Here is a 23,593-nt window from a genome sequence, read left to right as displayed (position 1 = left end):
CCGGTGAATATGCAGGGGCCGCCGTGGCGGGATGTGGCCGTGTACCGGCACTTGGATGCAGCCGATTTTGGCGACATGCTGAAAGACCCGGTGGTGCGCAAAGCCAGCCGGCTGGATGTGGGGGCAGGGTGGCGGGTGGAACACGGGCACGAACACGCGGGGCCCGGGAAGTGAGTGTGGCTGTTTGGGTGATGGACAGGTGGGGTGGCGGTTTTTAGGATGGGGAGTTGGGGTGTGGGTTAGGTGGGCGAAGAGGGGGAGGAAAGGGGGATGAGGGTGGCTAAGTTGTTGTATTTGAGGCGTCTGGCGCGGTGGGGTGAGTTCTGCGCTTTTGGCTTAGGCCAACGCGGAACCCTCAATCACATCGCGGTGGCTGACATCCTGTGGCTCAAGCGCATGGCCCTTCGCCTCCCCGGCCTTGCGTCCCTGGCGCCCTTGCAAGACATGCCCGAGCCCACGGCGCTCGATCAACCGCTCTGCGCTGACTTTGCCGCGTTGACAGACCTGCGGGCATCCCTGGATGATGTGATCGTCAACCTGAGCAAGGCGCTCTCGCAAGAGGATCTGCAAGCGCCGTTTGAATACACCTCGACCAAGGGCATCCGGAGCAAGAAGCGCTTGGGTGAGGTGCTGTTGCACTTCTTCAATCACCAGACCCATCATCGAGGGCAGGTGACCACGCTGTTTTCGCAGCTGGGCATCGATGTGGGCGCCACCGACCTCATCGTCCTCATTCCGAACCAGCCATGAAGCCGGTTCTTCATCACCGTGCCAATGCGCCGGGGCGTGACCCGGTGCCAGATTTCATCAGGGATGACCAACCATGACCGTGGCAGCCAACATCGTGACGGCGCTTGTGGCGCTGCTCCATTTCTACTTTCTCGTGCTGGAAATGTTCTTGTGGACAAAGCCCGCAGGCCGCAAGGCTTTCGGGCTCAGTGCGGAGCAAGCGGAGGCCACCAAGGTGCTTGCAGCCAACCAGGGGCTGTACAACGGGTTTCTGGCCGCCGGGCTGGTCTGGGGCATTGCGCTGGGCAGCGCAGGCACGCCGGTGAAGCTGTTCTTCCTGGGCTGCGTTCTGATTGCAGGCCTCTACGGCGCCCTGACGGCCAGTCGCAAGATTCTCTTCATTCAGGGCATGCCTGCTGCTGTGGGCATCGCGCTGGTGGTGCTCAGCTGAAGCGGTCCGTTCAGTGCCCGTCTCGATAGTGGGGCAAACGCAGCGAATGGATGTGGCGGCGTTCGATGTGGGCGTGGGCCGCTTGCTGATGCGCAAGCCATGGCGGAAGATCTGGCCGGACTTCAGCCCCCGTTCAGGCAACCATCTGCTTTATGGCCTGGTCTGCCTCGGCTTCATTCCGCTGGCGATTTCGCTACTGCAATCACGCGTACCACCATGAAACTCTTCATCGATTCGAACCACCTGTCTCCCTACGCCATGTCGGCGTTCGTCGCCCTGCGCGAAAAGGCCATCCCGTTCGACTTGGCGCTGGTCGATCTGCAGCGCGGCGAGCATCTGGCTGCGGGCTATGCCGGCGTCTCCAGCACGCTGCGCGTGCCCACGCTCAGCCACGATGGCTTCAACCTGTCCGAGTCGTCGGCCATCTGCGAATACCTGGAGGAGGCGTTTCCGGCCACCCCCATCTACCCGGCCAACGTGCAGGATCGGGCCCGGGCGCGCGAGATCCAGGCCTGGCTGCGCAGCGACCTGATGCCCATCCGCTCCGAGCGGACCACCGAAGTGGTTTTTCTGCGCACGCCGGTGCCGCCGCTGTCTGACGCAGCGCGGGCGGCGGCCGAGCGGCTGTTCAAGGCGGCCGATGGCTGGTTGCGCCAGCACGGCAGCACGCTGTTCGGCGCATGGTGCATTGCCGATACTGACCTGGCGCTCATGCTGAACCGCCTGGTGTTGGCCGGCGACCCGGTGCCCGAGCACCTGGCCCGTTACGCCACCGAGCAGTGGCAGCGCCCCAGCGTGCAGGAGTGGGTGAACACGCCCCGGCCGGCCGCAGTCACGACCGGTTGATCGACACGCCGCCGTCCACCAGCAGCGCCGTGCCGGTGGTGAACGACGCCGCATCGGACGCGAGGTACACCACCGACCGGGCGATTTCTTCCGGCGTGGCCATGCGCTTGAGCGCGTGCAACCCTTGTACATGGGCCACGGCTTCGGGCGTGTTGGCTACGGCGCGGCCCATGGGGGTGTCGGTGCCGCCGGGCAGCAGCGCGTTCACGCGGATGCCGTGGGCGCCGAATTCGGCTGCCAGCGCCTGCGTCAGCCCGATCAACCCCGACTTGCTGGCTGCATAGGCCGCCATGCCGGGAAAGCCGACCGTGTACCCGACAAAGGTGGACGTGAAGACGATCGAGCCGCGCCCGCGCTTCACCATGGCCGGAATCTGGTGCTTGGCGGCCAGGAAGGCGCTCGTCAGGTTGGTGGCCACGCTGTCTTGCCAGCCCGCCAGCGGCACCTCCGGCGTGGGGCCCATGGAACCCAGGGTGCCGGCGTTGTTGAAGGCGACGTCCAGCCCGCCAAAGCGGGTCTCGGCCAGGCCGACCAGCGCCCGGGCGTAAGCCTCGTCCTGCACGTTGCCGGCCAGCGCCACGGCCTGGCCGCCTCGCTGTTCGATCTCGTGCACCAGCTCGTCCAGCTCAGCCTGCCGCCGTGCTGCAACGACCACGCGGGCGCCCTCGCGGGCAAACGCGATCGCCGTGGCCCGGCCGATGCCTGAGCTCGCGCCCGTCACCATGGCCACCTGTTCTGCCAACATTCCCATGTCCTGCTCCTTGCGTTGTGTGGAGCGGCCATGCTCGCGAAGGGCGGGGCGGCTGGCACCCCGTTTCTTGCGCTGTGGCTGCCGTGCCATCCAGCCTGCGGCCACGGTGCTGAAAAGCCACATCGCTGCGGCCGTTTCAACAACAAAGTCGCGCTGCGTGGGGCGCAAAGGCCCGTCCGATCGGGGCAGGGCGGCTGGCCGCGGATGCCGGGCAGCACAATCCGGTCACACCAACAACAAGAGGCGTGTGACCGTGAACTGGAAGAAGCAAAGCATGTGGGTGGGGGCAGCGCTGCTCGTGGCGGCAGCGGGCGCGCAGGCGGGCGAGTTCGCTGTGAGCTGCCAGTACAAGAACGACAACCTGCAGAAGTGCGCGTCGGTGGTGTCGGATCTGGTGACGGACAAGTTCGTGGCCAAGTTTCCGGCCAACAGGTTCCAGATCTTCATCTACTCGAACATCATGGACTTCAGCAACGGCGGCTACTCGGCCTATGCCGTGGCGGGCGTGATCCCCAAGGGTTCGGGGCAGTTCCCGATCCGGCGCTTTGCCAACACCAGCATCAATGGCAGCGACAAGCGCTTCTCGGCGGTCGATCTGGCCAACACCGAGCTGGAGGTTTACCGTGCGGCCGTGAAGGCGCTGATGGACCAGTGCGAGATTTCGCCGACGTGTGACGTGTACGTGCCGCGCGACAGCAAGTAAGCTTGCGGCCTGTTCGTACTGCTTTCGAGAACAACATGAAGACGATGTTTGCTCTGTGTGCTGCCGTGGTGGTGCTCAATGGCTGCGCGGTGTACACGCCCAACGCTGCGGTGGTGGTCGATCCGCGTGGTGTGGTGGTGCCTGCAGGGCAGGGCCAGCACTGCCCGCCGGGGCAGGCCAAGAAGGGCAATTGCTGACCGGCCTCGGTCAGGCCGCGGCCAACAAAAAGGGCTCCCGCGGGAGCCCTTTTTCATGCGGCGAAGGTGGCCTCGTCAGGCCACCCGGCCGATTTACATCACGGCCTTGATGGCGGCAGCCACGGCCTTGATGTTGCCGGTGTTCAGCGCGGCCACGCAGATGCGGCCCGAATCGACACCGTACACGCCGAATTCCGAACGCAGGCGCTGCATCTGGGCGGCGTTCAGGCCGGAATAGCTGAACATGCCCTTCTGACGGGTGATGTAGCTCAGGTCGCCCTGCACGCCAGCGGCGGTCAGTTCGTTGACCAGGGCGGTGCGCATCTGCTTGATGCGGTCGCGCATGCCGGCCAGCTCGTCTTCCCACATGGCGCGCAGCTCGGGCGTGCTCAGCACGGTGGCCACCACCTGGGCGCCGTGCGTCGGCGGGTTGGAGTAGTTGGTGCGGATCACGCGCTTGAGCTGGCTCAGCACGCGGGCCGACTCTTCGGCGGTTTCGCTCACGATGCTCAGGGCGCCCACGCGCTCGCCGTACAGCGAGAAGCTCTTCGAGAACGAGGTCGACACGAAGAAGCTCAGGCCGGCTTCCAGGAACTTCAGCACCACGGCGCCGTCTTCGGCGATGCCGTTGCCGAAGCCCTGGTAGGCCATGTCGAGGAAGGCGACCAGGCCCTGGGCCTTGACGACGTTGATGACTTCATCCCACTGGGCGTCGGTCAGGTCGTAGCCGGTCGGGTTGTGACAGCAGGCGTGCAGCACGACGACGGTGCCGGCGGGCGAAGCCTTCAGCTTGGCCAGCATGCCGTCGAAGTTGATGCCGCGGTTGGCAGCGTCGTAGTAGGGGTAGACGTCGACCGGGAAGCCGGCCGATTCGAACAGGGCGCGGTGGTTTTCCCAGCTCGGGTCCGAGATCAGGACCTGGGCGTTGGGGTTCAGGCGCTTGAGGAAGTCGGCGCCCAGCTTCAGGCCGCCCGTGCCGCCTATGGCCTGGGCCGTGGCGATGCGGCCGCCCTTGACGGCGGGGTGCTCGGCACCGAAGACCAGGCCTTGCACGGCCTTGTCGTAGGCGGCAATGCCGTCGATGGGCAGGTAGCCGCGCGGCTTCAGGGTCTCGGCCATCTGCTTTTCAGCGGCGGCCACGCACTTCAGCAGGGGCAGCTTGCCCTGGTCGTCCGTGTAGACGCCCACGCCCAGGTTCACCTTGTTGGGGTTGGGGTCGGCATTGAATTGTTCGTTGAGGCCCAGGATGGGGTCGCGGGGGGCCATTTCAACGGAAGCGAACAGCGAGGCCATGCAAGCAGTCTCCGGTCGGTTGCGGTAATCTGAAGGGTCTTGTCCCGAGGCTTGTGGCCACCTCTGCCACCAGAGGAATCGGGCAAACCCTTTATTTTATTCGCACTGTGGCCCCCATGTCAGAAACAAGTCAACGCCAAGCCCGCACGCAGGGTGCGGAATCCACGGCCCAGGGGGGCGATGGCGGGGCGGCAGGGCAGTTCGTGTCGTTTCCGGATTCGCCCTTCGAGCTGTTCCAGCCCTATCCGCCGGCGGGTGACCAGCCCACGGCCATTGCGCAGCTGGTGGAGGGTGTGGAAGACGGGCTGAGCTACCAGACCCTGCTGGGCGTGACGGGCTCGGGCAAGACCTACACCATGGCCAACGTGATCGCCCGCGTGGGGCGGCCGGCCATCGTGTTCGCGCCCAACAAGACGCTGGCCGCGCAGCTGTATGCCGAGTTCCGCGAGTTCTTTCCCAAGAACGCGGTCGAGTACTTCGTCAGCTATTACGACTACTACCAGCCCGAAGCCTACGTGCCGCAGCGCGACCTCTTCATCGAGAAGGACAGCGCCATCAACGAGGCCATCGAGCAGATGCGGCTGAGCGCCACCAAGAGCATCCTGGAGCGCCGCGATGTGGTGATCGTGGCCACCGTGTCGGCCATCTACGGCATCGGCAAGCCCGAGGACTACACGCAGATGCGGTTCATCGTGCGGGTGGGCGACAAGATGGACCAGCGCGACGTGATCGCCCAGCTGATCCGCATGCAGTACAAGCGCAACGACATGGACTTCACGCGCGGCACCTTCCGCGTGCGGGGCGACACCATCGACATCTTCCCGGCCGAACACAGCGAGCTGGCCCTGCGTGTGGAGCTGTTCGATGACGAGGTGGATGCGCTGTCGCTGCTCGACCCGCTGACGGGCAAGATCCGCCAGAAGATCCCGCGCTTCGTGGTCTACCCCTCCAGCCATTACGTGACGCCGCGCGAGCAGGTGCTCAACGCCATCGAAGGCATCAAGCACGAGCTGAACGGGCGCGTGAAGGAGTTCGTGGCCGCCGGCAAGCTGGTGGAAGCGCAACGCCTGGAGCAGCGCACGCGTTTTGACCTCGAAATGTTGCAGGAGGTGGGCCACTGCAAGGGCATCGAGAACTACACGCGGCACCTGTCGGGCGCCAAGCCGGGTGATCCGCCGCCGACGCTGGTGGACTACATGCCCAGCGATTCGCTGATGTTCCTGGACGAGAGCCACGTGATGATCGGCCAGCTGGGCGGCATGTACAACGGCGACCGGGCGCGCAAGACCACGCTGGTGGAGTACGGCTTCCGCCTGCCGTCGGCGCTCGACAACCGCCCGCTGAAGTTCGAGGAGTTCGAGCGCAAGATGCGGCAGGTGGTGTTCGTGTCGGCCACGCCGGGCGACTGGGAGAAGGCCCACACCGGCAATGTGGTGGAGCAGGTGGTGCGCCCCACCGGCCTGATCGACCCCATCGTGGAGGTGCGCCCGGCCACCCACCAGGTGGACGACGTGCTGCAGGAGATCCGCATCCGCGTCGAGAAGGACGAGCGCGTGCTGATCACGACGCTGACCAAGCGCATGGCGGAGCAGTTGACCGACTACCTGACCGAGAACGGCGTGAAGGTGCGCTACCTGCACTCCGACATCGACACGGTCGAGCGTGTCGAGATCCTGCGCGACCTGCGCCTGGGCACCTTCGATGTGCTGGTGGGCATCAACCTGCTGCGTGAAGGGCTGGACATCCCCGAGGTGTCGCTGGTGGCCATTCTGGATGCCGACAAGGAAGGCTTCCTGCGGGCCGAGCGCAGCCTGATCCAGACCATTGGCCGCGCGGCGCGCAACCAGAACGGACAGGCCATCCTGTACGCCGACAAGATCACCGAGTCCATGCGCAAGGCCATCGGCGAGACCGAGCGCCGCCGCGCCAAGCAGATCGCCCACAACGAGGCCAACGGCATCACGCCGCGCACGGTCAACAAGAAGGTCAAGGAGCTGATCGACGGGGTGATGTCGAACGCCGCCAAGGACGACCTGCGTGCGGCCGAGGCCCTGGCCAAGTCGATGGAAGGGGCGGGCGCCCTGTCGGAGAAGGACCTGGGCAAGCGCATCAAGCAGCTGGAGAAGGACATGCTGGAAGCGGCGCGCAACCTCGAGTTCGAGAAGGCCGCGCGCCTGCGCGACCAACTGGCCTTGCTGAAGGAGCAGGCCTTTGGTGCGGCTGGCGGCGACCACATCGTGCCGATTCAGGCGGCCAGGCGCGCCTGAGGCCGACTACACTGCCGCGCATGCCGTCCGCCTTTTTTCTGCCCTGGCTGCGTCGCGCCCGCTGGCTTGCCCCGCTGGTGCTGGCCTGCGTGTGCCTGGCGGTGCTGGCGCCCACGCTGACCCGCCTGCTGCAATCGGCCGCCGGCGTGCCGGTGTGGCAGGTGGTGTGCGGCAGCCGCAGCGCACAACACCAGTCCGTGCGGCTGATGCGGGTGGATGCCGGGGGCGATGCATCGCGTGCCGCCTTGCACGCGGCCCACGACGACTGCCCCTTGTGTGGCCTGCAACACCAAGGCTGGGCGCCTCCGCCCACGTTCAAGGTCGAGGTCCCTCAGGCTGAATCCGTCGCGGCCCTGCCGCCGCTGTTCCTTCATGCGCCCGGGCGTCTGCATGCCTGGGCCGCGCCGTGGTCCACCGGGCCACCGAACCGGGTGTGAGACCCGCCGCCCGAGGCCCGTCCTCGGGGTGAACGGCCTGTGCACGACCGCCGACCTGTGAAGGTCGAGCTGGTCCCCGTATCTCTCACCGGTTTCTTCATCATGATTCTGTTCGTCATGGGACGCCCGTCCGCGTTCCCCATGGGGCTGCCTGCCAGCGCGGCAGCCGTTCTGTGTGCCTGTCTCTGTCTGGGCGCCGCACCGGCCCGCTCGTCCGAGTCGGACGACCTGGCGCCCCGCGATGCGGGCGCGCTCACACTCGGCCAGATCGGCGTCACGGCCGCCCGCCCTTCCTTGCTGTCCAGCCGCCGGCTGGCCGCTTCGGTCGACATGGTCGGCGCCGAGGTGCTTCAGGCGCGCAGCGTGGCGCAATCCTGGCAATTGTTCAGCGCCGTGCCGGGCGTCATGCTCACCGAGTTCGGGCAGGGCACCACGTCTGGCAAGCCGTCGTTCCGCGGGTTCAACGGCGAGGGCAACATCAACGCGGTCAAGCTGCTGATCGACGGCATTCCCTCGAACAGCAACGACGGCAACATGCCGTACCTGGACATGGTCTCGCCGCTCGAGATCGAGCGCATCGAGGTGGTCCGGGGCACCAACGACCCGCGCTGGGGCCTGCACGCCATTGCCGGGCACGCCCAGGTGATCACGCGGCAAGGCGGCAACGACGGGGCCGCGCGCGTGTCCGTCGGGCAGTTCGGGGCGGCCGAAGTGCAGGTGGCCAAGGCGCTGCAGAGCGACACCGGCTGGCAGCAGAACTACTTTGTGGGGCTGCGCCGCAGCACGGGGTACCGGGACCACGCCGACAGCGACAAGCGCAGCTTCACGGGCAAGTGGTTCTACGAGCCGCAGGGCCAGCCGTGGCGCGCCGGTGTGGTGGTGCGCAGCCACGAGGCGAACGCCGACGAGCCCGGTTACCTGACGCGGACGCAGCGCAGTGCCGACCGGCGGCAATCGCCCCCCTGGAATGCGAGGGACGAAGACCGCCGCCGGCTGAGCCAGGTGAGCCTGCACGCCGAAGGCGAGGGTGCGTCGGGTCTGACCTGGGCCGCCCGCGCCTGGCGCAATGAGATCGATGACCGCCGCTACGTCACCTTTTCCAGCAGCGTGAGCCAGCAGGAGCGGTTGGTGCAGGAAACCCACCGCGGGGTGCTTGGCCATGTCACCTGGCGCCTGCATCCCGCCTTGCAACTCGAGGCGGGGGCGCAGCGCGAATGGCAGGACAACGCGAGCCTGCGCTTCCTGACCGCGAGCCAGGTGCGCCTGAGCCAGACCCGCGACCAGGACTTCAGCCTGGACGGCACGGGCGCGTATGTGCAGGCCGTGATCAAGCCGCATCCGGCCTGGACCGTGCTGCCGGGCTGGCGCGTGGACCGTTTCTCGGGCCGCCTCGTCGATGGCCTGAACGGGCGGGCCTACGCCGCGAACGACTACGGCAACATCCGGCAGCCCAAGCTGAGCGTGGTCTATGCGGCATCGCCCTCGCACAGCGTGTATGCCAACTGGGGCCGGACCTTCCAGATCGGGGTAGGGGCTGCCAGCTACCTGGTGCCGCCGCGCACCACGCAGCTCGCGCCCTCCATCAACGAAGGGTGGGAGCTGGGCTGGAAGTTCCGCGTGGGTAACTGGCTGGAAGGGCGGCTGGCAAGCTGGACGCAGATCGCCTCGGACGAGGTCTACCGCAGGCTGAACGACCCGTCGAACGATTCGGCCAACCTGGGCCGCACGCGGCGTGACGGGCAGGATGTGCAACTCAATGCCCGCTTGCAGCCCCGGTTGAGCGCCTGGGCCAGTCTGACCCTGCAGCGCGCGCGCATCGTCGATCCGGACCCCGCCGCCCCCATGACCCGCGGCAAGGAGGTGGACCACGTGCCGCACGCCCTGGCCGCCATGGGCCTGCGCTGGCAGCCGCAGGATGCGTGGGAGGGCACGCTGGCGGCCCGGGCGCAAAGCAGCTACCACCTCGACCAGACCAACCGCCACGGTCGATACGGGCAGTTCGTGGTGGCCGACCTGATGGTGCGCCACCGCTGGTCGCCCGGCGTGACGCTGGACCTGCAGGTGAGGAACCTGCTGGATCGCCGCCATGAATACGTCTGGTGGGATGGCAGCCAGAGCCTGCACGCGCCTGCCGAGGGCCGCGCCGTGACCGTGGCCGCCCAAGTGGCGTTCTGACGATGGGCACCGAGGCAAGAACGACGCCGCGGCCGAGCGGGTCACGGCCCCGCTGGGGGCGGCTGCACCGTTGGCTGGGCCTGGGGCTGCTGGGCTTCTGGGTGGTGATCGGCTTGAGCGGCAGCGTGCTCGTGGTGTACCGCGAGCTGCTCAATGCCGCGCGCCCCGTGCCCACCACCAGCCTTCAGCCGGCGGCGGTGCACCTGGATGCGGTGCTGCACACCCTGCACGCCAGCGAGCCCGCACGGGGAGGCCCATGGCGCATCGAACTGCCGCTCAACCCGGGTGATCCGGTCGTGGCGCGCTACCTGCAGCCCGAGGAAACCCGCCACCGCGCTTTTGCGCCCCTGATGGTGTGGCTGGACACCGCGGGGCAGCGCGTGCACCATGCCGCCTTCTGGGGGCAGGAGGTGTGGACCTGGATCTACGACCTGCACTACGCCTTGCTGCTGGACGCGCCGGGCCGACATGCCGTGGGCGTGCTCGGGGTGCTGATGACCGTTTCGCTGGTGTCCGGGCTGGTGTTGTGGTGGCCGCGCCCCGGGCGTTGGGCGCAGGCATGGTCCTTCAAGCGCGATGCCTCGGTCGAGCGGCAGGTGTACGACATTCACAAGCTGGCCGGCGCAGGGGGCGCCGTGCTGCTGCTGATGCTGTGCCTGACGGGCATCCTCCTGACGTGGCAACGGTCGCTCACGCCCTGGCTGGATCGGGTGTCGCCGATGTTTCAGCCGCCTCCCGCGCAGGTCAGTGGCCCGCCGGTGGTTTCGCTGGCTCAGGCCGTGAGCGTGGCGCAGGCGGTGTTTCCAGAGGCCGAGCCCCGTTGGATCGAGTCGCCGCCGCGCGCGGGCGGCCTGATCCGTGTGCAGCTGTGGCAGAGCGGAGAGCCCAGCCGGCGCTTTCCGCGCACCCAGGTGTGGCTGGATGCCGCCACGGGCGACGTGGTGGGCGCGCGCAATGGCCTGGATCAGGGCGCGGCCGACACCCTGCTGGCCTGGCTGCATCCGCTGCACAACGGCGAAGTGGCGGCCTGGGCGGGGCGCCTGCTGATCCTGCTGACCGGGGTGCTGCCGCTGGTGTTGGGCGTCACCGGCATCTGGCGCTGGCAGCACAAGCGGCGGGGCAGGGCGCATGCCCGCCGGCCGCGCGTGGCCGCATAGCGCACAAGGGATGTGTGTGGGGTGCGCTGTGCAAAGCCGCGGCGCAGGCGTACAGTGATCCTCCGGTGATGGCCTGCCGCCTTGGTGGGCCGCCCGTTCAGGCAAGGAGTCCCGTCATGGACAAGCAACTGCATCGCCTGGACACCCTGCAGGCCCGAGATCCGCAGGGCGCCCTTCACACCGTGCACGCCTACGAGCACCTGGTCCGGCTGCCCGTGGGCGCCGATCCCTTTGGTCAGTGGGAGCCCACGGGCCACATCGAGTTCAGGCTGGCGTCCGGCCAACGCCTGGACATGCCCCAGGACGACGTCTTCGTGGTGCCCGACAGCGGGCTGCGACTGACCCGCGTGTCGGACAACGAGACCGCCCGCGAGCCAGCTGCGGCCTGACGTCGACTTGTCGCCGCCTTGTCTCCGACAGATGGCCGGTGAAGCCGGCGCGAGTCGCGGCGGGGTGCCACCCGCGGCGTCACAATCGTGGCATGACGAACGCCCTGCCACCCGACGCCGTGCCCGCCCGCCCTGCCGGCCCTGAGGCGCCGTTCCGCGTCCTGATGGTCTGCATGGGCAACATTTGCCGCAGCCCGACCGCGGAAGGCGTGTTGCGCCATCAGATCGTGCAGGCGGGGCTGGACGGGTTTGTGGAGGTCGATTCGGCCGGCACGCACGCGTACCACCTGGGTTGTGCGCCTGACGCACGCAGCCAGCGCCACGCGCACGCCCGCGGGTACGACCTCGCGCCCCTGCGGGCGCGCCAGGTGTGCGCCGCCGACTACGCGCATTTCGACCTGCTGCTGGCGATGGACTGGGACAACCTGGCCTTGCTGGAAGACGGCTGCCCGCCGGATCCGGTGTTGCGCCGCAAGCTGCGCCGGCTGACCGATTTCATTCCGGCGGGATCGCCGCTTGCTGGCACTCAGGTCGTGCCGGACCCGTACTACGGCGGTGCCGACGGATTCGATCACGTGCTGGATCTGGTCGAAGCCGCCTGCGAGGGGCTGGTGACGCATTTGCGACAACTTGTCGCGTCTGTCGGAACAAACCCGTCTCATTGACTCGGTTTTGTCATTGAGGCAGGCGGGCGTGGCGCGTGGCCCGGTTCTTGATTGACGCAAGCTATCACCCTCATCGGAAAAGCGTTCGGGTTTGCCCGGGTCTGAAGTTGACCAAAACAGTGGGTTTCCCTATAATCGAGCTAATCACTCGGGAATAGGGTGATTCGGAACCGACAGAGATCCTGTGGGATCCCAGCGTGGTCATCCACGGCGCGCGCGAGCGCCTTCCCGAGTTCCTGACCAAGGAGTTAGCCATGCGTTTGACGACCAAAGGCCGTTTTGCGGTCACCGCGATGATTGACTTGGCCCTGCGCGAGCACACAGGTCCGGTGGCCTTGGCCGCCATCAGCCAGCGGCAGCAGATCTCGCTGTCGTACCTGGAGCAGTTGTTCGGCAAGCTCCGTCGCCACGAACTGGTGGAAAGCACCCGCGGCCCCGGCGGTGGGTATTCGCTGGGCCGCAAGGCCGAAGACATCACCGTGGCCGACATCATCGTCGCCGTGGACGAGCCGATCGACGCCACCGGCTGCGGCGGCAAGGAAAACTGCATGGGTGACGACGGCGGCCGCTGCATGACGCACGACCTCTGGACGGCGCTCAACAACAAGATGATCGAGTACCTCGACTCGATCAGCCTGAAGAAGCTGGTCGAAGACCAGATCGCCAAGGGCGTGTCGGTCGAAGCCCAGCCGGTCAAGCGCGCCATCTCGACGCAGCCGGTGGTCAAGCCGATCAAGGTCAACGCCCCGAATTCGGTGTTCGCGCTCGGAGCGGCCCTTACAAAATAAGGGCCTTGGCCCCCCTCGGCAGGGACCGAGGGGTGGCTGACGCGATAATCCAAGGTTTTTCCGCTGCCCCACAGCCCACAAGAAGAAGCCGGCGACCGTGCACCCGCCCCCGCAGGTGTTCTGGCGCCAGCCTGTTTGAGTCCCCATCATGGACATGACCCCGCACTTCCCGATCTACATGGACTACGGCGCGACGACCCCGGTCGACCCGCGCGTGGTGGACGCCATGATCCCCTGGCTGCGCGAGCACTTCGGCAACCCGGCTTCCCGCACCCACGCCTACGGCTGGGAAGCGGAAGAGGCCGTCGAGAAGGCCCGCACCCAGGTGGCTGACCTGATTGGCGCCGATCCCCGTGAAATCGTCTGGACGTCGGGCGCCACCGAATCCAACAACCTGGCCCTGAAGGGCGCAGCGCACTTCTACAAGACGCGCGGCAAGCACATCATCACGGTCAAGACCGAGCACAAGGCCGTGCTCGACACCGTGCGTGAACTCGAACGCCAGGGCTTCGAGGCCACCTACCTCGACGTCAAGGAAGACGGCCTGCTGGATCTGGACGTGCTCAAGGCCGCCATTCGCCCTGACACCATCCTCATCTCGGTGATGATGGTCAACAACGAAATCGGCGTGATCCAGGACATCCCGACCATCGGCGCGCTGTGCCGTGAAAAGGGCATCGTCTTCCACGTCGACGCCGCCCAGGCCACCGGCAAGATCGAGATCGACCTCAAGACCCTGCCGGTCGACCTGATGAGCCTGGCTTCGCACAAGACCTACGGCCCCAAGGGCATCGGTGCGCTGTATGTGCGCCGCAAGCCGCGCATCCGCATCGAAGCGCAGATGCACGGCGGCGGACACGAGCGCGGCATGCGCTCGGGCACCCTGCCCACGCACCAGATCGTCGGCATGGGCGAGGCCTTCCGCATCGCCAAGGAAGAAATGCACGCCGAGAACGAGCGCGTGCTGGCCCTGCGTCAGCGCCTGTGGAACGGCCTGCAGGAAATCGAGCAGATCTTCCTGAACGGCGACCTCGAGCGCCGCGTTCCCCACAACCTCAACGTCTCGTTCAACTTCGTCGAAGGCGAGTCGCTGATCATGGGCATCAAGGGCATCGCCGTGTCGTCGGGCTCGGCCTGCACCTCGGCCAGCCTCGAGCCCAGCTACGTGCTGCGCGCCCTGGGCCGCAGCGACGAGCTGGCCCACAGTTCCCTGCGCATGACCATCGGGCGCTTCACCACCGAAGAGGAAATCGACTTCGTGGTGACCACCCTGAAGGAGCGGGTCGCCAAGCTGCGCGAACTCTCGCCCCTGTGGGACATGTACAAGGAAGGCATCGACCTGAACACCATTCAGTGGTCGGCGCACTGATCGATCCGGAGTATCACCATGGCATACAGCGACAAGGTCATTGACCACTACGAAAACCCCCGCAACGTGGGCTCGTTCGACAAGGGCGACGAGTCGGTTGGCACCGGCATGGTCGGCGCCCCGGCCTGCGGCGACGTGATGAAGCTGCAGATCAAGGTCAACCCGTCCACCGGCGTGATCGAAGACGCGCGTTTCAAGACCTACGGTTGCGGCTCGGCCATCGCATCGAGCTCGCTCGTGACCGAATGGGTGCGCGGCAAGACGCTGGACGAGGCCCTCGAGATCAAGAACACCCAGATCGCCGAAGAGCTGGCCTTGCCCCCGGTCAAGATCCACTGCTCGATCCTGGCGGAAGATGCGATCAAAGCCGCCGTCAACGATTACAAGGCCAAGAATGCAGCCTGACACCGCCACCGCTGCGGGTTCGTGCACCAGTGGTCCCGGCAACGGGCCGCTGGCCGAAATCGCGCAGGTCAACGACACGATGTCCGTGGGTCTGACGGAGGCCGCGGCGCGCCATATCACCCGCTACCTGTCGCGTCGCGGCAAGGGCGTGGGCGTGCGGCTTGGCGTGAAGACCACCGGCTGCTCGGGCCTGGCCTACAAGATCGAGTACGCCGATGAGGTCAACCCGGAAGACCGCGTGTTCGAACAGCTCGGCGTGAAGATCCTGGTCGATCCCAAGAGCCTGCCCTACATCGACGGCACGCAACTCGACTTCGTGCGCGAGGGCCTGAACGAAGGCTTCAAGTTCAACAACCCGAACGAACGCGACCGTTGCGGTTGCGGGGAATCCTTCCGCATCTGAGGTGAGGGCCTCGGGCGGTTCGCCACCGGCAGCCGACCCGTCCGCACCGGCAAGGCATGGGCCTTGCGTCGGATGAAGCCCCACCCGGTGGTGGGGTTTCGTTTTTTCGACCAGACAGGTTTGTGGCCATGAACATCGACGCCGACGATTTCACCCTTCTGGGCCTGCCCAAGGCCTTTCAGCTCGACCGGGCGCAGCTTGACGCCGCCTGGAAAGCCCTGCAGGCGCAGGTCCACCCCGACCGGTTCGCGGCCGATGGCGCCGCCGCCCAGCGCATTGCCATGCAATGGGCCGTGCGTGTCAACGAAGCCCACCAGCGCCTGAAAGACCCGCTCAAGCGCGCCGCCTACCTCTGTGAACTGGCTGGTGTGCCGGTCCAGTCCGAGAGCAACACCGCGATGCCCGGCGACTTCCTCATGCAGCAGATGCAGTGGCGCGAAGCGCTGGAAGACGCCGGCAGCGCCGACGAAGTGCAGACGCTGGCCGACGAGGTCTCCACCCAGCGCAAGGCCCGCCTGGCCCGTGTCACCCAGTTGCTGGACGTGGACGGCAATGCCGCGCAGGCTGCGCAGGAAGTGCGTGCCCTCATGTTCATCGATCGCCTGACCGACGAGATCGACGCCCGCCTCGAACGTTACGAAGACGGTGCCTGAGCACCGCAACCGCCTCATCCCCATGGCCCTGCTGCAAATCTCCGAACCCGGACAATCGCCCGACCCCCACCAGCGCCGCATCGCGGTGGGCATCGACCTGGGCACCACCCATTCGCTCGTGGCCGCCGTGCGCCACGGCACGGCCGAGTGCCTGCCCGATGAACAGGGCCGCGTGATCCTGCCCTCGGCCGTGCGTTACTTCACCGACCCGGCCACCGGCCAGGTGCGCCGCCAGATCGGTTTCGACGCGCTGCACGCGCAAGCCGAAGACCCGGTCAACACAGTGGTGTCGGTCAAGCGCTTCATGGGCCGCAAGCTGGCCGACCTGGGTGACACCAGCCGCCTGCCATACCAGCTGGAAGACACCCCCGGCATGGTTCACGTGAACACCGTGGCCGGCAGCAAGAGCCCGGTCGAGGTGTCCGCCGAGATCCTGGCCAGCCTGCGCCAGCGTGCCGAAGACACCTTCAACGACGACCTGTTCGGCGCGGTCATCACCGTGCCCGCCTACTTCGACGACGCCCAGCGCCAGGCCACGAAGGACGCCGCGCAGATGGCCGGCATCAACGTGCTGCGCCTGCTCAACGAGCCGACCGCGGCGGCCATCGCCTATGGCCTGGACAACAGCGCCGAAGGGCTTTACGCCATCTACGACCTGGGCGGCGGCACCTTCGACATCTCGCTGCTGCAGCTCAGCCGCGGCGTGTTCGAGGTGGTGGCCACCGGCGGTGACTCGGCCCTGGGCGGCGACGACATCGACCATGTGCTGGCCGACCATGCGCTGGCCCAGGCGCAGATGCAGGCCGTGACGCCGCAGGACAAGCGGGCGGTGCTGGTGGCAGCCCGCCGTGCCAAGGAAAAGTTGTCGACCGACGGCAGCACCCACCTGGCCTGCGCACTGTCGGGCGGCATGCTGTCCGTCAGCATCACGCGCGAAGAGCTGGCCCAGCTGGCTCGCCCGCTGATCGACAAGACGCTGGCTGCGGTCAAGCGCGTGCTGCGCGATGCCAAGATCAAGCCCGACGAGGTCAAGGGCGTCGTCATGGTGGGCGGCTCGACCCGCATGCCGGCCGTGCGCGATGCCGTGGGCACCTTCTTCGGCCAGCCCCCGCTGACCGACCTGAACCCCGACGAGGTGGTGGCCCTGGGTGCGGCCATCCAGGCCAACCAGCTGGCCGGCAACAACGCGCAGGGTGAGCTGCTGCTGCTGGATGTGCTGCCGCTGTCGCTGGGGCTGGAGACCATGGGCGGACTGGTCGAGCGCATCATCCCGCGCAACACCCCCATCCCTTGCGCCCGCGCGCAGGACTTCACCACCTTCAAGGACGGCCAGACCGCGCTGGCGGTGCACGTGGTGCAGGGTGAGCGCGAGCAGGTCGAGCATTGCCGTTCGCTGGCCCGCTTCGAACTGCGCGGCATCCCGCCGATGGCTGCCGGTGCCGCCCGCATCCGCGTGAGCTTCCAGGTCGATGCCGACGGGCTGCTGAGCGTGTCGGCGCGCGAGCAGCTCTCGGGCGTCGAGGCCTCCGTCGTCGTCAAACCCAGCTATGGCCTGAGCGACGAGCAGGTGGCCCACATGCTGCGAGAGGGCTTCACCACCGCGGCGGCCGACATGAAGGACCGCGCGCTGCGTGAGGCGCGCGTCGAGGCCGAGCGCATGCTCGAGGCCACGCGCACGGCGCTCGCTGCCGACGGTGACCTGCTCAGCCCCGCCCAGCGTGCGGAGATCGACGCGCTGATGGCGCAGATCGGCGCGCGCTGCGACCGGGGCGACCTGGACGCGCTGGAGGCAGCCACCAAGGCCCTGGCCCAGGGCACCGAGGCTTTTGCGGCCGAGCGCATGAACCGCAGCATCCGCCAGGCGCTGGCCGGTCGACAACTCGACCAGCTCTGACCCGCTCGCCCCACGCTGCCCCAGAATACGCTCACCGACCGAGCCTCGATCATGCCCATCATCAAGATCCTGCCCCACGCCACGCTGTGCCCCCAGGGCGCCGAGATCACGGCCAAGCCCGGCACCAGCATCTGCGAAGCCCTGCTCGAGAACCACATCGAGATCGAACACGCCTGCGACATGAGCGCCGCGTGCACCACCTGCCACGTCATCGTCCGCCAGGGCTTCAACAGCCTGAACGAGATCGAGGACACGGAGGAGGACCTGCTGGACCGCGCGTGGGGCCTGGAGCCGAATTCACGCCTGAGCTGCCAGGCCATCGTGGCCGGCCAGGACCTGACGGTCGAGATTCCGAAGTACACGATCAACCACGCGCGCGAGAACCACTGACGCCACACCATGGCCCGCGCCGCACCGTCCACCTGGCCCCGACTGCCGCAGTGGCGGCGGCGTTGGTTGCTGGGGGCGTTGCTGACCGGTGGCCTGCTGGGCTGGCTGGCCCGCGCGGATGCGGCTGCCTCGGTGCGCAGGCCCCGTCCCGGCCGGGCCACTGCGTCCCCGCCGGAGGCACTGGTGGCCTTGCTCGACCACCTGATCCCGGCCGATGACCTGACACCCGCCGCCTCAGCCTTGCAAGTGCCGCAGCGCCTGTGGGCCGAAGCACAGCAAGACGCTGCGCTGCTGAAGCTGGTGGAGACGGGCTGCGCATGGCTGGACCGTTACGGCGATGGCTTTGCCCTGCTGCGCCCGGAAGAACGGGAGGTGCTGGTGGCCTGGATGGCCCGCGCACCGTGGGAAGCCCCGCAGCGGCGCCTGTTCTACTGGGCCCGTGAGCGCGGCATGACGCTCTACTACGCACAGCCTGCGTCCTGGCGTGGCTTGCCCATCAGCCGACCGCCACAGCCCCTGGGCTACGAGTTGAGCTGAACCATGCGAGGCGGGTTCGATGCCATCGTGATCGGGGCCGGCGCAGGGGGGGCGGCCGCGGCCTGGCGCCTCACGCAACGTGGCGCCCGCGTGCTGGTGCTGGAAGCGGGGCCCTGGTTCGACCCGGACCGCGACTACGGCTTGCATCTGCCGGATTGGGAAACCCGTTCATTCCCCCGAAAGCTGGGCAGCCAGGGGCAGCATCGCTATGGCGAGATGCAGCCGCTCGATCCCGCCTGGGATGACCTGCGCAGCTGGCACCACGACACCGGTCGCCTGGTCCAGACGGGGCAGCGGGCGGTGCGCACGGGATACAGCCATGTGCGGGGCGTGGGCGGCAGCACCCTGCATTACGTGGGCGAGGCGCACCGCCTGCACCCGGACGCCATGGCGCTGAAAAGCCGGCATGGGGTGGGCGCCGATTGGCCCTTCGGCTACGGGGAGCTCGAGCCTTTCTATGTCGAGGCCGAGCGGCTGGTGGGGGTGGCGGGGCCGGAGGAAACAGGCCCCCGCTGGCGCAGTGCGCCGTATCCGCTGCCGCCTCATCCGCTGTCTCGTGGATCGCGCACCCTGGTCGAAGCAGGGCGCCTGCTCGGGCAGGACTGGAGCGTGAACCCGCGCGCCGCGCTGTCCCAACCCTATGATGGCCGCCCGCCGTGCAATCACTGCGGAGGCTGCACACGGGGTTGTCCGCGGCGTGACAAGGGCTCGGCCGACCAGACCTTCATCCGGCACGCCCTGGCTTCCGGCCGATGCGAGGTGAGGGCGCGTGCCACCGTGACCGAGCTGCTGCACGGCCCGCGCCGCGTGATCGACGGCGTGCGCTACATCGACGAGCGCGGCAAGCCCCGCACCGAGCGCGCCGGCCTGGTGGTGCTGGCCGCGGGGGCGATCGAGACGCCCCGCCTGCTGCTCACCCAGCGCTCGCGCGCGGCGCCGGATGGCATCGGCAACCAGCACGGACAGGTGGGGCGCCACTTTCTCGAGACCTTGCACTGGACGTCGATCGCCCTGCACCCGGATCAGCAGGACAGCCATGCCGGCCTGCCGGCCGACGCCATCTGCTGGGACTTCAATGCGCCGGACGCCATCCCGGGGGTGGTCGGGGGCGCCCGCTTCCATGCGGCCACACTGGATGCCGACCTGGCAGGGCCGATCAAGTACGCCACGCTGTTGGTGGAGGGGTGGGGCGCGGCCCACAAGCAGCGCCTGCGCCGCACCGTCGGCCACGCACTGGCGGTGGGGGCGGTGGGTGAAAGCCTGCCGCATCCCCGGTCCTACGTCGCCCTGGACCCCGAGGCGCGCGATGAGCACGGCCGCCCTCTGGCCCGCATCCACAGCTTTGTCGACGAGGCCGCCTGCCGCCGGCTCCGTTTCATGGCGCAGACGTGCCGCGCGGTGCTCAAGGCCGCGGGATGCGGGCCCTTGCGCATGGAGTACGGCAGCTACGACGACTTTGCTTCGACCCACGTGTTCGGCACCTGCCGGATGGGACGGATCGCGTCAGAGAGCGTGACAGATGACCGTGGTCAAGTTCACGAATGGGGCAACTTGCTAATTTGTGATGGCAGCGTGTTCCCGAGCTCCGGCGGAGGGGAGTCGCCGTCACTGACCATCCAGGCGCTGGCCTTGCGATCGGTCGACGGCTTTCTCCGGGCCGGGCGAACGGGTGCCGCGCGGGATGAGGTGGCCCCAGGACCGCATCCCTGACGGGGCCGAGACAAGGCAAGGTGGCTGGGGGCTTTTGCAGCAGGAGGTTTTTCATGGCGTACCGTTCCCCTCTCTTGCGCGCGTCGGGTCTGCTGGCTGGCATGGCGGCGTGCACCCTGGTCACCGCACCAGCCCACTCTGGCCTGCCCACGTGTGGCGCCGGCGTGTTCTGTACCGCGCCCACGGTCACGGGCACCACGGTCACAGGCGAGCGCAGCCGGGACACCACCCAGGCGTTCGCCGGCATCAACTGGGCATTCGGCGGCGGGCCGGAACTGGTGGTCGGTGTGCGGGCGCTGCGCACGAATGGCAGCCACAAGGTCGCCGGCGCGCGGCTGGAGGCCACGTTCCCCTTCAGCATGAACCACATCGCCTTCGACAAACTGCGCTTGCGCCTGGTCGGCGGCCACCGCAGCGGCATGTACGAACTGGGTGGTGGTTATGCCTTCCAGGGCAAGGGCTTCGTGCTGTCGGGCGCCTTGCAGGCCGACTACGTGAACCTGGGCACCGACCTGACGCTCAATGGCTACCAGTGGCAGCCTTTCATCGGCGTGAACACGCTGGACAAGGCCAAGGCGCCGAAGCGCGGCGAGGATGGAACCCTGGCCTGCGGCGAAGGACGAGGGAACCTGACTCCGGTGGGCAGCGTGTCCTCGGACGTGACCGTGCCACCTGACCAGCAGGTCAACGGCTACACCTGCCTGCTGGCCACGTGACGTGGGCGCCCGTCGGGCGTCACGGAAACGAGGGCGGCTGCTACAGTTGGCGGCTGCCCTTTTTCATTCGTTCCTGACCCATGTCCCGCCAGATCTTCCTCGACACCGAAACCACCGGCCTGAGCCCGGACACGGGCGATCGCATTGTTGAAATCGGTTGCGTGGAGATGGTCAACCGCCGCCTGACGGGCCGGCATCTGCACTTCTACATCAACCCCGAGCGTCCCAACAGCGAAGACGCCGTGCGGGTTCACGGCCTGACAGACGAATTCCTGTCCGACAAGCCCACGTTCGCCGCGCTGGTCGAAGAGATCCTCGACTACTGCCGTGGCGCCGAGGTGATCATTCACAACGCGGCGTTCGACATCGGCTTCCTGGACGCCGAACTGTCGCGTTGCGGCAAGGGCAAGTTCCGCGAGCACATTTCGGGCGTGATCGACACGCTGCTGATGGCGCGCGAGATGTTCCCGGGCAAGTCCAACAACCTGGACGCCCTGTGTCGCCGCCTGGAGGTGGACAACTCGCACCGGACGCTGCACGGCGCGTTGATGGACGCGGAGCTGCTGGCCGAGGTCTACATCAACATGACCCGCGGGCAGGACGCCTTGCTGATCGACAGCGATGGCGCCGACAGCGGCGAAGGCGGTGTCTCGGACATCGCGGCGGTGGACTTCAGTGCTTTCCAGCTGCCCGTCGTCGGCCCCACGGAGGAAGAAGCGGCCGCGTTCGAGAAAGCGTTGCAAGATATCGACAAAGCGAGCGGCGGCAAAACAGTGTGGAAATCTTTGGAAGCTGTGCTATAGTCTAGGTCTTCGCTGATCGCTGCAGCAAACAACGCAAAGCAGTCAGCCAGGTGGACCACAGTCCCGAACCAGTTTCGGGCGGTTAGCTCAGCGGTAGAGCACTGCCTTCACACGGCAGGGGTCGCAGGTTCGAACCCTGCACCGCCCACCAAGAAAATCAAGCACTTAGCAGCGATGCTAAGTGCTTTTTTCTTGCCCGTTTCAAAATTTGGGACAATTTTGGGACAGTGGGGCAGCAGTCAGGCCTGGCACTCGCACTCAACCACCACATGAGGCGCAGATGGCAGCATTCGAGAAACGCGGGCAGTACTGGCGGGTGAAGATCCGCCGCAAGGGCTATCCAGAGCAAACACGCTCGTTCGACCTGAAGTCACAGGCCGAGGCCTGGGCGAGGTCCATCGAGAACGAGATGGACAAAGGCACCTTCGTTGATCGCACCGAGACGGAGAAGAACACCCTGGCAGACCTGATCGACCGTTACCTGAAAGAGGTGACGCCGTTGAAGCGCGGCAAGGACCCCGAGACGTCGCGGCTGAAGGCGTTGAGCCAGCGGCCTTTGGCTGCGCTCAAGATGAGCGCGTTGTCGAGCAAGCACATTGCCCAGTACCGGGACGAGCGATTGAAGGAGGTGTCAGCCGGCACCATCAACAAGGAGCTGAACCACCTGGCCCACGTGATTGAAACCGGGCGCAGGGAGTGGGGCATCCAACTGCCTGAGAACCCGGTGCGCATGGTGCGGCGCCCAGCCGCTCCAAAGGCCCGTGACAGGCGATTCAGGGAAGGTGAGGAGGCTCAGTTGCGGCTGGCCTGCGAAGACGCACGCAACCCCTTCTTGCTGCCGGTGATCGAGCTGGCCATTGAAACCGGCATGCGGCAGGGTGAGATCGTGGGGCTGCTTTGGCAGCACGTTGACCTGGCTGGCCGAGTGGCGCACCTGCCGCTCACCAAGAACGGTGAGGCCAGGTCTGTGCCCTTGTCGCGTAAGGCTGGCGCTGTGCTGGCTGCGCTGCGGCCATCAGAAGAGACGAAGTCTGGCCCGGTGTTCCCTGGGCTGACGACCGAGGCCATCAAGCGCGCGTTCATCCGTGCGTGTGATCGTGCGGGGCTGGTTGACTTCCACTTTCACGACCTGCGGCATGAGGCCACCAGCCGTCTGTTCGAGAAGGGGCTGAACCCGATGGAGGTGGCCAGCATCACGGGGCACAAGACTGAACCGCCCCGGCTTCTGCGGAGGCCAATTGCTTTGAGTCAGACGTTGATCGCGGCCTGACTAGCGCGTTGGGAATGGTATCGGTCCTCGAACTCGGCAGGTGGCCTGTAGCCCAGGGGTGCCATCAGCCGATGGTGGTTGAACCAGGCGACCCATTCCAGCGTCGCCAGCTCGACCGCCTGCTTCGTCTTCCACGGCCCGCGGCGGTGAATCACCTCGGCCTTTTAGAGCCCGTTGATCGTCTCGGCCAGCGCGTTGTCGTAACTGTCACCGCGGCTGCCGACAGAGGGTTCGATGCCAGCCTCGGCCAAGCGCTCGCTGTAGCGAATCGACAGGTACTGCGACCCCCTGTCGGAATGACAGATGAGCCCGTCCTTCTCGGTCGGCCGCCGGGCGTACAGCGCTTGTTCCAGAGCGTCGAGGACGAACTCCGTGTGCATCGAGCTGCTCTGGCGCCAACCGACGATCCGACGGCTGAACACGTCGATCACGAAGGCCACGTAGACCCAGCCTTGCCACGTCGAGACGTAGGAGGTCCACCCTGAACAACTTGCAACCCATTGATATGCAACGCGATTTCGGCTGAAGTATGGTGCGATATTTGCAAGGAAACAAATATCAGCCCCGCGCTTTCTTGCAAATTCTGTAGCCATGA

General features: G+C 66.9%; 25 protein-coding genes, 1 tRNA gene and 1 pseudogene. 24 read left to right on the top strand and 3 right to left on the bottom strand.

From position 1 onward, the window contains the following. The first annotated feature begins 270 nt into the window (after positions 1-270). From QZ709_RS03225 to yfcF, 3 genes are all read left to right on the top strand, one after another. Positions 271-750: a DinB family protein gene (locus QZ709_RS03225; protein ID WP_294635900.1), complete on the top strand. Its 480-nt coding sequence runs from the start codon at positions 271-273 to the stop codon at positions 748-750. A 73-nt stretch (positions 751-823) separates the two neighbouring features. After that, positions 824-1,180, top strand: a complete 357-nt coding sequence (locus QZ709_RS03220) for a DUF1304 domain-containing protein (protein WP_294635899.1) — start codon at positions 824-826, stop codon at positions 1,178-1,180. A 216-nt stretch (positions 1,181-1,396) separates the two neighbouring features. Then, positions 1,397-2,026, top strand: a complete 630-nt coding sequence (gene yfcF, locus QZ709_RS03215; RefSeq protein ID WP_294635898.1) for a glutathione transferase — start codon at positions 1,397-1,399, stop codon at positions 2,024-2,026. Here yfcF and QZ709_RS03210 read toward each other — a convergent pair. Then, on the bottom strand, positions 2,013-2,777 hold the full coding sequence (locus QZ709_RS03210; RefSeq protein WP_294635897.1) for an SDR family oxidoreductase: 765 nt from the start codon (positions 2,775-2,777) through the stop codon (positions 2,013-2,015). The two genes, yfcF and QZ709_RS03210, sit on opposite strands and share 14 nt — an antisense overlap. A gap of 253 nt (positions 2,778-3,030) precedes the next feature. On the opposite strand from QZ709_RS03210, the gene QZ709_RS03205 reads away from it, so the two are divergent. Both QZ709_RS03205 and QZ709_RS03200 read left to right on the top strand, forming a co-directional pair. Next, the gene (locus tag QZ709_RS03205) at positions 3,031-3,480 is read left to right on the top strand and encodes a hypothetical protein (RefSeq protein WP_294635896.1); all 450 of its coding nucleotides are present in this window, start codon (positions 3,031-3,033) and stop codon (positions 3,478-3,480) included. 35 nt (positions 3,481-3,515) lie between these two features. After that, complete coding sequence (locus QZ709_RS03200) at positions 3,516-3,677, top strand: hypothetical protein (RefSeq protein WP_294635895.1); 162 nt, start codon at positions 3,516-3,518, stop codon at positions 3,675-3,677. A 93-nt stretch (positions 3,678-3,770) separates the two neighbouring features. Here the strand turns inward: QZ709_RS03200 and QZ709_RS03195 are convergent, their stop codons facing one another. Further along, the gene (locus tag QZ709_RS03195) at positions 3,771-4,970 is read right to left on the bottom strand and encodes an amino acid aminotransferase (protein ID WP_294635894.1); all 1,200 of its coding nucleotides are present in this window, start codon (positions 4,968-4,970) and stop codon (positions 3,771-3,773) included. A gap of 116 nt (positions 4,971-5,086) precedes the next feature. Between QZ709_RS03195 and uvrB the strand changes: the two genes are divergently transcribed. From uvrB to QZ709_RS03100, 19 genes are all read left to right on the top strand, one after another. Further along, complete coding sequence (uvrB, locus tag QZ709_RS03190) at positions 5,087-7,237, top strand: excinuclease ABC subunit UvrB (protein WP_294635893.1); 2,151 nt, start codon at positions 5,087-5,089, stop codon at positions 7,235-7,237. 20 nt (positions 7,238-7,257) lie between these two features. After that, complete coding sequence (locus QZ709_RS03185) at positions 7,258-7,674, top strand: DUF2946 family protein (protein ID WP_294635892.1); 417 nt, start codon at positions 7,258-7,260, stop codon at positions 7,672-7,674. 102 nt (positions 7,675-7,776) lie between these two features. Continuing rightward, positions 7,777-9,849, top strand: a complete 2,073-nt coding sequence (locus QZ709_RS03180) for a TonB-dependent receptor (RefSeq protein ID WP_294635891.1) — start codon at positions 7,777-7,779, stop codon at positions 9,847-9,849. Positions 9,850-9,851: 2 nt separating this feature from the next. Then, positions 9,852-11,006, top strand: coding sequence for a PepSY-associated TM helix domain-containing protein (locus QZ709_RS03175; RefSeq protein ID WP_294635890.1), 1,155 nt, complete (start codon positions 9,852-9,854; stop codon positions 11,004-11,006). Positions 11,007-11,122: 116 nt separating this feature from the next. Then, positions 11,123-11,395, top strand: coding sequence for a hypothetical protein (locus QZ709_RS03170; protein WP_294635889.1), 273 nt, complete (start codon positions 11,123-11,125; stop codon positions 11,393-11,395). A 92-nt stretch (positions 11,396-11,487) separates the two neighbouring features. Then, on the top strand, positions 11,488-12,060 hold the full coding sequence (locus QZ709_RS03165) for a low molecular weight protein-tyrosine-phosphatase (RefSeq protein ID WP_294635888.1): 573 nt from the start codon (positions 11,488-11,490) through the stop codon (positions 12,058-12,060). 254 nt (positions 12,061-12,314) lie between these two features. Further along, positions 12,315-12,848 (top strand): Fe-S cluster assembly transcriptional regulator IscR, encoded by a 534-nt coding sequence (gene iscR / locus QZ709_RS03160; RefSeq protein ID WP_294635887.1) that lies wholly within the window; start codon positions 12,315-12,317, stop codon positions 12,846-12,848. 148 nt (positions 12,849-12,996) lie between these two features. Beyond that, complete coding sequence (locus QZ709_RS03155; protein ID WP_294635886.1) at positions 12,997-14,217, top strand: IscS subfamily cysteine desulfurase; 1,221 nt, start codon at positions 12,997-12,999, stop codon at positions 14,215-14,217. 18 nt (positions 14,218-14,235) lie between these two features. Beyond that, the gene (gene iscU, locus QZ709_RS03150) at positions 14,236-14,622 is read left to right on the top strand and encodes a Fe-S cluster assembly scaffold IscU (RefSeq protein ID WP_294635885.1); all 387 of its coding nucleotides are present in this window, start codon (positions 14,236-14,238) and stop codon (positions 14,620-14,622) included. Between the two features lie 79 nt (positions 14,623-14,701). After that, positions 14,702-15,025: an iron-sulfur cluster assembly protein IscA gene (iscA, locus tag QZ709_RS03145; RefSeq protein ID WP_294635901.1), complete on the top strand. Its 324-nt coding sequence runs from the start codon at positions 14,702-14,704 to the stop codon at positions 15,023-15,025. A 128-nt stretch (positions 15,026-15,153) separates the two neighbouring features. Beyond that, on the top strand, positions 15,154-15,678 hold the full coding sequence (hscB, locus tag QZ709_RS03140; protein ID WP_294635884.1) for a Fe-S protein assembly co-chaperone HscB: 525 nt from the start codon (positions 15,154-15,156) through the stop codon (positions 15,676-15,678). A 22-nt stretch (positions 15,679-15,700) separates the two neighbouring features. Further along, the gene (gene hscA, locus QZ709_RS03135) at positions 15,701-17,572 is read left to right on the top strand and encodes a Fe-S protein assembly chaperone HscA (RefSeq protein ID WP_294635883.1); all 1,872 of its coding nucleotides are present in this window, start codon (positions 15,701-15,703) and stop codon (positions 17,570-17,572) included. A 51-nt stretch (positions 17,573-17,623) separates the two neighbouring features. Then, positions 17,624-17,962 carry an ISC system 2Fe-2S type ferredoxin gene (gene fdx, locus QZ709_RS03130; RefSeq protein WP_294635882.1) on the top strand — a complete coding sequence of 113 codons (339 nt, stop codon included), beginning with the start codon at positions 17,624-17,626 and terminating at the stop codon, positions 17,960-17,962. A 9-nt stretch (positions 17,963-17,971) separates the two neighbouring features. After that, positions 17,972-18,499, top strand: a complete 528-nt coding sequence (locus QZ709_RS03125; protein WP_294635881.1) for a gluconate 2-dehydrogenase subunit 3 family protein — start codon at positions 17,972-17,974, stop codon at positions 18,497-18,499. Between the two features lie 3 nt (positions 18,500-18,502). Then, entirely contained in the window at positions 18,503-20,209 is a 1,707-nt protein-coding gene (locus tag QZ709_RS03120; RefSeq protein WP_294635880.1) for a GMC family oxidoreductase, read from the top strand. A gap of 53 nt (positions 20,210-20,262) precedes the next feature. Beyond that, entirely contained in the window at positions 20,263-20,925 is a 663-nt protein-coding gene (locus QZ709_RS03115) for a hypothetical protein (RefSeq protein WP_294635879.1), read from the top strand. A gap of 80 nt (positions 20,926-21,005) precedes the next feature. Beyond that, on the top strand, positions 21,006-21,728 hold the full coding sequence (dnaQ, locus tag QZ709_RS03110) for a DNA polymerase III subunit epsilon (protein ID WP_294635878.1): 723 nt from the start codon (positions 21,006-21,008) through the stop codon (positions 21,726-21,728). A 76-nt stretch (positions 21,729-21,804) separates the two neighbouring features. Then, positions 21,805-21,879 (top strand) — tRNA-Val (locus QZ709_RS03105). Positions 21,880-21,909: 30 nt separating this feature from the next. Then, a complete protein-coding gene (locus tag QZ709_RS03100; protein ID WP_294635877.1) occupies positions 21,910-22,998 on the top strand; it encodes a site-specific integrase in 1,089 nt (362 codons plus the stop codon). Here the strand turns inward: QZ709_RS03100 and QZ709_RS03095 are convergent. Then, positions 22,977-23,471 (bottom strand): annotated as a pseudogene (locus tag QZ709_RS03095) (IS3 family transposase); the annotation flags it as partial. The gene QZ709_RS03100 and the pseudogene QZ709_RS03095 sit on opposite strands and share 22 nt — an antisense overlap. Positions 23,472-23,593 lie beyond the last annotated feature (122 nt).

The sequence above is a fragment of the uncultured Aquabacterium sp. genome (assembly GCF_913773725.1).
In the GTDB taxonomy this organism is placed as follows: domain Bacteria; phylum Pseudomonadota; class Gammaproteobacteria; order Burkholderiales; family Burkholderiaceae_C; genus Aquabacterium.
Note: the sequence above shows the minus strand (reverse complement) of the source record. Positions and strands in the feature narration are given on the sequence as shown.

Excerpts from the sequence above, each read along its gene's own strand:
- QZ709_RS03225 (WP_294635900.1), top strand. The coding sequence starts at position 271 with ATGAGGGTGGCTAAGTTGTTGTATTTGAGGCGTCTGGCGCGGTGGGGT.
- QZ709_RS03220 (WP_294635899.1), top strand. The coding sequence starts at position 824 with ATGACCGTGGCAGCCAACATCGTGACGGCGCTTGTGGCGCTGCTCCAT.
- yfcF (WP_294635898.1), top strand. The coding sequence starts at position 1,397 with ATGAAACTCTTCATCGATTCGAACCACCTGTCTCCCTACGCCATGTCG.
- QZ709_RS03210 (WP_294635897.1), bottom strand. The coding sequence starts at position 2,777 with ATGGGAATGTTGGCAGAACAGGTGGCCATGGTGACGGGCGCGAGCTCA.
- QZ709_RS03200 (WP_294635895.1), top strand. The coding sequence starts at position 3,516 with ATGAAGACGATGTTTGCTCTGTGTGCTGCCGTGGTGGTGCTCAATGGC.
- QZ709_RS03195 (WP_294635894.1), bottom strand. The coding sequence starts at position 4,970 with ATGGCCTCGCTGTTCGCTTCCGTTGAAATGGCCCCCCGCGACCCCATC.
- uvrB (WP_294635893.1), top strand. The coding sequence starts at position 5,087 with ATGTCAGAAACAAGTCAACGCCAAGCCCGCACGCAGGGTGCGGAATCC.
- QZ709_RS03185 (WP_294635892.1), top strand. The coding sequence starts at position 7,258 with ATGCCGTCCGCCTTTTTTCTGCCCTGGCTGCGTCGCGCCCGCTGGCTT.
- QZ709_RS03180 (WP_294635891.1), top strand. The coding sequence starts at position 7,777 with ATGATTCTGTTCGTCATGGGACGCCCGTCCGCGTTCCCCATGGGGCTG.
- QZ709_RS03175 (WP_294635890.1), top strand. The coding sequence starts at position 9,852 with ATGGGCACCGAGGCAAGAACGACGCCGCGGCCGAGCGGGTCACGGCCC.
- QZ709_RS03170 (WP_294635889.1), top strand. The coding sequence starts at position 11,123 with ATGGACAAGCAACTGCATCGCCTGGACACCCTGCAGGCCCGAGATCCG.
- QZ709_RS03165 (WP_294635888.1), top strand. The coding sequence starts at position 11,488 with ATGACGAACGCCCTGCCACCCGACGCCGTGCCCGCCCGCCCTGCCGGC.
- iscR (WP_294635887.1), top strand. The coding sequence starts at position 12,315 with ATGCGTTTGACGACCAAAGGCCGTTTTGCGGTCACCGCGATGATTGAC.
- QZ709_RS03155 (WP_294635886.1), top strand. The coding sequence starts at position 12,997 with ATGGACATGACCCCGCACTTCCCGATCTACATGGACTACGGCGCGACG.
- iscU (WP_294635885.1), top strand. The coding sequence starts at position 14,236 with ATGGCATACAGCGACAAGGTCATTGACCACTACGAAAACCCCCGCAAC.
- iscA (WP_294635901.1), top strand. The coding sequence starts at position 14,702 with ATGTCCGTGGGTCTGACGGAGGCCGCGGCGCGCCATATCACCCGCTAC.
- hscB (WP_294635884.1), top strand. The coding sequence starts at position 15,154 with ATGAACATCGACGCCGACGATTTCACCCTTCTGGGCCTGCCCAAGGCC.
- hscA (WP_294635883.1), top strand. The coding sequence starts at position 15,701 with ATGGCCCTGCTGCAAATCTCCGAACCCGGACAATCGCCCGACCCCCAC.
- fdx (WP_294635882.1), top strand. The coding sequence starts at position 17,624 with ATGCCCATCATCAAGATCCTGCCCCACGCCACGCTGTGCCCCCAGGGC.
- QZ709_RS03125 (WP_294635881.1), top strand. The coding sequence starts at position 17,972 with ATGGCCCGCGCCGCACCGTCCACCTGGCCCCGACTGCCGCAGTGGCGG.
- QZ709_RS03120 (WP_294635880.1), top strand. The coding sequence starts at position 18,503 with ATGCGAGGCGGGTTCGATGCCATCGTGATCGGGGCCGGCGCAGGGGGG.
- QZ709_RS03115 (WP_294635879.1), top strand. The coding sequence starts at position 20,263 with ATGGCGTACCGTTCCCCTCTCTTGCGCGCGTCGGGTCTGCTGGCTGGC.
- dnaQ (WP_294635878.1), top strand. The coding sequence starts at position 21,006 with ATGTCCCGCCAGATCTTCCTCGACACCGAAACCACCGGCCTGAGCCCG.